This window comes from Campylobacter concisus (assembly GCF_902460895.1).
In the GTDB taxonomy this organism is placed as follows: Bacteria; Campylobacterota; Campylobacteria; order Campylobacterales; family Campylobacteraceae; genus Campylobacter_A; species Campylobacter_A concisus_BC.
Map to the genome: position 1 here is coordinate 171,770 of NZ_CABPVL010000004.1, position 5,833 is coordinate 177,602.

At 34.4% G+C, this 5,833-nt stretch carries 5 protein-coding genes and 1 pseudogene; all 6 read right to left on the bottom strand.

The genetic code is table 11. The features are described from left to right. Positions 1 to 1,206: type VI secretion system domain-containing protein (locus F3G98_RS07405; RefSeq protein ID WP_149725958.1), on the bottom strand; the 1,206-nt coding region annotated here is incomplete at its 3' end. Further along, on the bottom strand, positions 1,207 to 1,971 hold the full coding sequence (gene icmH, locus F3G98_RS07410; RefSeq protein ID WP_012001087.1) for a type IVB secretion system protein IcmH/DotU: 765 nt from the start codon (positions 1,969 to 1,971) through the stop codon (positions 1,207 to 1,209). A 9-nt stretch (positions 1,972 to 1,980) separates the two neighbouring features. After that, a complete protein-coding gene (tssK, locus tag F3G98_RS07415) occupies positions 1,981 to 3,375 on the bottom strand; it encodes a type VI secretion system baseplate subunit TssK (protein ID WP_149725959.1) in 1,395 nt (464 codons plus the stop codon). A 1-nt stretch (position 3,376) separates the two neighbouring features. Beyond that, positions 3,377 to 3,844 carry a type VI secretion system lipoprotein TssJ gene (gene tssJ / locus F3G98_RS07420; protein ID WP_103565622.1) on the bottom strand — a complete coding sequence of 156 codons (468 nt, stop codon included), beginning with the start codon at positions 3,842 to 3,844 and terminating at the stop codon, positions 3,377 to 3,379. 115 nt (positions 3,845 to 3,959) lie between these two features. Continuing rightward, a complete protein-coding gene (locus tag F3G98_RS07425; RefSeq protein ID WP_149725960.1) occupies positions 3,960 to 5,324 on the bottom strand; it encodes a thioredoxin reductase in 1,365 nt (454 codons plus the stop codon). 3 nt (positions 5,325 to 5,327) lie between these two features. Next, positions 5,328 to 5,833: pseudogene (locus F3G98_RS07430) on the bottom strand (hypothetical protein); the annotation flags it as partial.

Sequence of the window (5,833 nt, forward strand, 5' to 3'; positions counted from 1 at the left end):
TTGCGAATATACAACTTTCGCATTGTTATCCATGCCTTGGCTTGTAAAAATTTTGGAAAGCTCCAACAAAAAGCTAAGCTCACTTTGTGAATTTGTTGTATATTTGCTTCTATCAAGAGCTTTTATTAGCTCTTCAAAGCTCATATCCTTTTTCATATCATCACTAGAGATAAAATTTGCAGTCTCTTTTTTACTAAAAAATTTAGCACTCTCTTCGCTGAAAAATGCCTCTTCGCTTTGAAATTTAAGCTTTTTCATATCTGAAAATTTTTCTATAAAATTTAAAGTCATATTAGAAACTAGTTCGCTTTGCTCGCTTAGCCCAGATGATCTTAAAAACTCGCAAAATATCCTAACGCCATCTATCCAAAATGGATTAAGGGCTAAATTTCTTATAAATTTCTCCAAATTTTCTTGGCTTGCTTCTTTCATATTTTTAAAAAGTAAGATCAAATTTTCATCAGGATAGCGTATCTGCGTCACTTGCTCGCTGCTAACTGGTAAAGCCTTGATCCTGCCCCACATCGCCTCAAAAACAAGCGAGTAAGCGGTCAAATTTTTTATGTCATTTTTTAAAAGAGAGACGGATAAATTTACAAAGTACTCCCTAAACTCTCTATCGCTAAATGTGCTAATGTCGCTACTGCCAAAAGAGGCGCTTTGTGAGTAGCTTGGTTCTGTCTTTTGCGGCTGCTGTTTTGGTTCCTCTATTTTTTGAGTTTGCTCGCTTTTCTCTTCTATATAAAGCGTATCAAAGTGCGTGCTAAGCTCGCGTGAGAGCTCAGGTACAAGATCATTAAAAGCCCTTGCATCCGCTTCGTCTAAATTTATACCGTCCCTATGAGCTTGCGTAAAAAGCTCTATCGTTTGAGCAAATATCTTTTTTTTAGCAGGCACTTGCTTTTCATTTTTTGCTAATAAATTTGGCTCTTGTTTTAGAGTAGTTAGAAAAAATGAAAAGGCCTCGATCAGGGTTTTAAAACTATCTTTTTGGTTTAAATTTATAGCAGAGATCGCTAAGAAATTTAAAAGCTTTACATCGAGGCTAAATTCGCTTAATGCCTTTAAAGACGAGCTAAAAACAAAGTCCCATTTTATCGTATCGTGAGTCAAAGTCTTATACTTTGACATCTCATCTATAAGGCTGATGTAGAGTTCGTTTTCTAAAAAGTTTTCGTTAAATTTGTTGAAAAACTTATCTTGCACTTACTTTTTGTCCATAAAATTTTCTATCTTATTGTTTAGGACACTGTCGTTTTTAACGTTGTTTTGATCCATCGAGTAGGTGCTATATAAAAACGCAGCCGCGATAGCAGCAAGCGCTATAAGGATAAAATAAAATTTCAAATGTCTTAGTGAAAATATCTCAAAAAAGCTTCTCTTTTTAGTTTTTAAATAGCTCTTTTCAAATACATTCTCATCAGCCTTTATAAGTGGCGAAACGGCTGAGGCTATATTTTCACAAAGGTATGAAATTTTCTCATTGCAATCTTCCTGTGCTTCGTATTTACCCTTGTAGCCAAGCACCAAACAAGCGTAGATAAACTCTAAAAAGTCCTTGTTTTTGCCAACATTTTCAAACCATTTATCCATGATGCCAAAGAATTTGTTGCCACCTAAATTTTCGTTGAAAAATCTTGTTGTTAAGGTGTTGTTCGCCCAAAAACTGTTCATAAAAATTTCATTTTTAAGCAAACTCTCATCGATGAAAACACAAAGGCAATATCTAAGCCTAATGATGTCGTCCTCTTCATAAATGCCTAAATTTGAGATCTTTGAAGTGGTGCTTAATATATCATTTATCAGCTTTTCACGTAAATTTTGCATCTCACTTTGTGAAAAATTTTGTAGCTTTGATACTCTGTTTGCTAAAAGAAGCAGTGGTAGCACGTGATCTAGGGCAGGGTTTGCACCAAGTCCTAGAAGCTTTGTTTGGCTTAAAGCCGAAATTTCATTTTGATTCTCACTCATTTTTTATCCTTATAATAAAGCCCACATCTTAATGTCAGCGTTTGATAAATTTGCTGTTATATAGACGCTAATAACGCTTTGATTTGCGAAGCTTTTAAAAATTTCATCTTTTTTATCGATCTTGTAGTAGATATAGTCATTTAGCTTTGGCAATGTACTAGGTATAGCTGAAATTTGCTCTACATTTATGCCGCGAAGCTGCGATGAGACGATACTTTTGATGTTTGATTGGGTGTGAATTTTGCACTGTTCTTTGAAATTTTTGAGCAGGTACTCATTTTTTGTATCGCTATGGATAGCAAAGTAAATTTCTGAGTTTTCTATGATGCTTGGATTATCAAAGACGCAGTCAAAAAAGCCGTGATTGTTTTTAACGATCTGTGCCATGACGTATTTTGGCGACAAGATATGCGAGAACAAAAGCCTAAGATTGTTTATTAGCGGTACGAAAGTTTGGCTTAAGCTGTTGTGATCATAAGCTATAAATTCGCTAAAACTATCATCGTGACTTAGGGCTAGCAGATCAGCTTGAAAATCAACTAGCTTTTCATATAGATATTCTGGATGAATTTTGTCTCTTTTGAAAAGATAGGAGAATATCAAGTGCCATTTTTTAAGCATATTTAGCGTCAAATATGTTGAGATATCAAGCCTATTTTTAGCCTGATCTATGCCACCTAAAAGCCCAGTATAGCTCTCTTGATGCTGCTTTGTAGCAAAGCTAAACTCATCTATAAAGCTTGTGATGAAAGAATTTTTACTGACATCGATGCAAGTTGGTATAAATTTCTCATCAAGCGTTATTTGTTTGTTTAGATCTATGTTTTTTATCCTGCAAATAGGCACACTAAGCTCATAAGGCGTTTTTGAGCCAAGCACTCCTAGAGTCGATCTTTGGCTTGCTAGGATCAAATTTTCTTTATCCTGCGTAAAAGCAGACGAAAGCTCAAAGTCGTCTTTGTCATCAAGCTCATCTAAAATATCATTACTAGCTTCATCATGCACTCTTGAGCTAATGAGCGCTTGTTTGGCCGTAAATTTTAGATTTGGTAGATTGTTTTGCAAGCTAACATCAACAAGCCCTGAGCTAACTGGTAGCTTTAGTACGATGACGGCAGAATTTAGCTCGCTAGGACTTATCTCAAGTGGCTCTGGTAGGTCGTCTTGATCTGGGGCGTTAAATATCGTGCCATCTTGCGAGATGCAAGAAATTTTATTTAGCCCTATCTTGCCTTGAAGCAAAAGCTCACTTGAGATCTCAAGATCCAAAACTCCATATAAATTTGAAAAAGACGAGACGGTTTTTATGTTTAAATTTCTCTCAAAATACCTCTCTTGCTGCTCGAAATGAACCTTATCAACGTTCATCCCGTTGTACCAGACAACTTTTAATTTATCAGACATTTTATTTGCTTGCTTGGATCTTAGAGCCGCTAGCGTCTATGGTATTTACGCCATTTTTAGTTATCTCAAAAACTATATTTTTCTCTTTTGCTTCTTTTGTTGATTTGTAAGCTTTGATATTTGTCTTGCTTTGATCAGCATAAAGCACCAAAATGCCCACGTATGGCACTTCGTCTGGATCGACATTTGTAAAAGCGTATCTGTTTGTGTTTGGCTGAATTTGCGTTTTTATCGAGTCTATCTTGTCTTGACCAAGTATGTCACCATTTTTCTCAGCTAGATCAACTATGCTAGCTTGCTGAAATTTTGCCACATCCCTTAGTTTATAAGCGATGATAGTCACTGGAACGTTGTCACCGTGGTAGTTTAAGTTTGAATTTGGAGTGTTGCTTATGATAAGATCTTTTGCACATCCTGCGATAAATAGCATAAAAATTAAAGAACAAAGAAATTTAAACGTTTTCTTCATGGTTTCCTTTACCTCACGTTAATAATATTATTTTTATGTAATTCTATCTAAAGTTATTTTAGAAGAAACTTATTTTAAAATCAATGTTCTTAAATAAAACTTTAATGGGCGTTAATCAATCCTTTATATTATGCTCTTTGGCATAGCTTAATATCTTTTGCCTAAGATCTTCAGGGAAGCTATCTCTATACATCACTGGTGTTAAAGGGTTTAGCTTTTTATCTAATTTACCAGCCTCATATAGTCTTGTTAGTTCTTCTGGTGTGTTGTAGTATGGTGCATTTGGATAGCCTTCTGGTGGGGTTAGGGACATTATTTTGGCTTCTAGAAGAGCAGAATCGATATAAAGAGAAAGATCTTTTTCACTCCATCTATTAGGGAAAGCACCTTTGCCATATTCCTCTTGAAATTCACTCATGTGACTTTTAATATAATTTACAAATTCTTCTCTAGTAGTCTCATTTGCGTCTAGGTCTCTAGGGTCAAGAAGCTCGCCTTTATCTTCTACTAATTTCCTTAAGCGTTTATGAAGCGAGCCATCTGCATTATTAATGACACCCTCTCTATTAAAATCCATCACGAAGTAGCTACCTATTATCTCATCTAGATAAGGCATCATTCCATATTCATCTAGTGGAGGATTTTTATATAGTTTAAGAATTTTTTCGTAGGTATCTAAATTTTTATTTACTCCAACTGTATATGTATAGTATTTAAAGCAATCTGCTAGTACATGTAGTGCTTCTACTTCCCCTAGTTGAGCTGCTAGAAATACCGCTTGAAATTCTCTTGCTTTAAATCCACCTTCATTTCCATTACCTAGTGATTCACTATCTCCTAATACCCCAGCACAAATTCCCCACTCTCCTATAAATAGCTCTGATTTTAGTGTATTTTTATTTCTATCCACTTCATCATAAATTTCAGCATACTCTGGCTTTGTTAGTTTGCCATTACTATCTACTCTTCCTATTGCATCTTCTGGGATATCTATCATAGTGCATTTTAGATTACTTCTTTTTACTAGATAGATATATCTATCTCTTTTATCTTTTAAGCTTTCATAGTAAGCTTTTTCTGATTTAGTCCAAGGTGATAGTTTAGTAGAGCTTGGTTTATAGCTAATATCTAGCCATGGTTTAAATGATAGATAGTCTGTTTGACCTAGAGAATTTGGTTTGGGGTTATAGTATAGTGGTTTATAGTTTTTATATGGAGATGAGTCTAGGATGGAGCGGGAGTCAAGGAGCATTTTAGATTTTTCCTCAAAATACTTTGTTGTATTGTCATCTTTAGTTTTAGGCACAATTAAATTTGTATTTTTGTCAAACCAGACTTCTTCTCCATTCGGAGCTATAACCGTATATGTATTAGTGTTATCCATTAAATTTCCTTTATTCATTGTTTTTACTTTATTGATAAACAGTGCTGAAGTTATTACTACTAAGATAGCTAAAGTTATAAATATAATCTTCTTCATATCTTATCCTATGTATAGACCATCTTCCATTACTATGGTGGTGGCTAGACGACCAATTAGACGAGGAGGGATTGTGCGACCATTAAATTTTTCATTTTTAGAGTCATTTTCCTTACACCCCACATACATACCTTTCACATTGTTGTTTCCTATAACATCTAGTGCTTTTAGTAGTCTTCTTGATTTATTATCTACTTCTGATCCAAAGGTGTTTAAATTTCCATTTTTAAAGTCTTCTAGTATCTCCATAGCTTCGTTGTATTTATCTATTGGCAGGTCTTGTTTTGAGATGCTTTTACTTGTCTTATACATATCATAAATTTTCTCTCTTTGTTTTATACCTATTGGATTTGATGGACTTATTGTAAGCAATGTTTTAACTCCTTGTAGCATAAGCTCTTTTGGTGAATATGCTAGCTTTTTATTTCTTTTGTTAAGGTTATTAAAGAACTCTTCATCAGTTTTATTATCTGTTCTTAGTTCATCCAGACATAGATAAGATATCATAG

What these genes read in the sequence shown, in the direction of transcription:
- icmH (WP_012001087.1), bottom strand. Translation starts at nt 1,971, where the DNA reads ATGAGTGAGAATCAAAATGAAATTTCGGCTTTAAGCCAAACAAAGCTT.
- tssK (WP_149725959.1), bottom strand. Translation starts at nt 3,375, where the DNA reads ATGTCTGATAAATTAAAAGTTGTCTGGTACAACGGGATGAACGTTGAT.
- tssJ (WP_103565622.1), bottom strand. Translation starts at nt 3,844, where the DNA reads ATGAAGAAAACGTTTAAATTTCTTTGTTCTTTAATTTTTATGCTATTT.
- F3G98_RS07425 (WP_149725960.1), bottom strand. Translation starts at nt 5,324, where the DNA reads ATGAAGAAGATTATATTTATAACTTTAGCTATCTTAGTAGTAATAACT.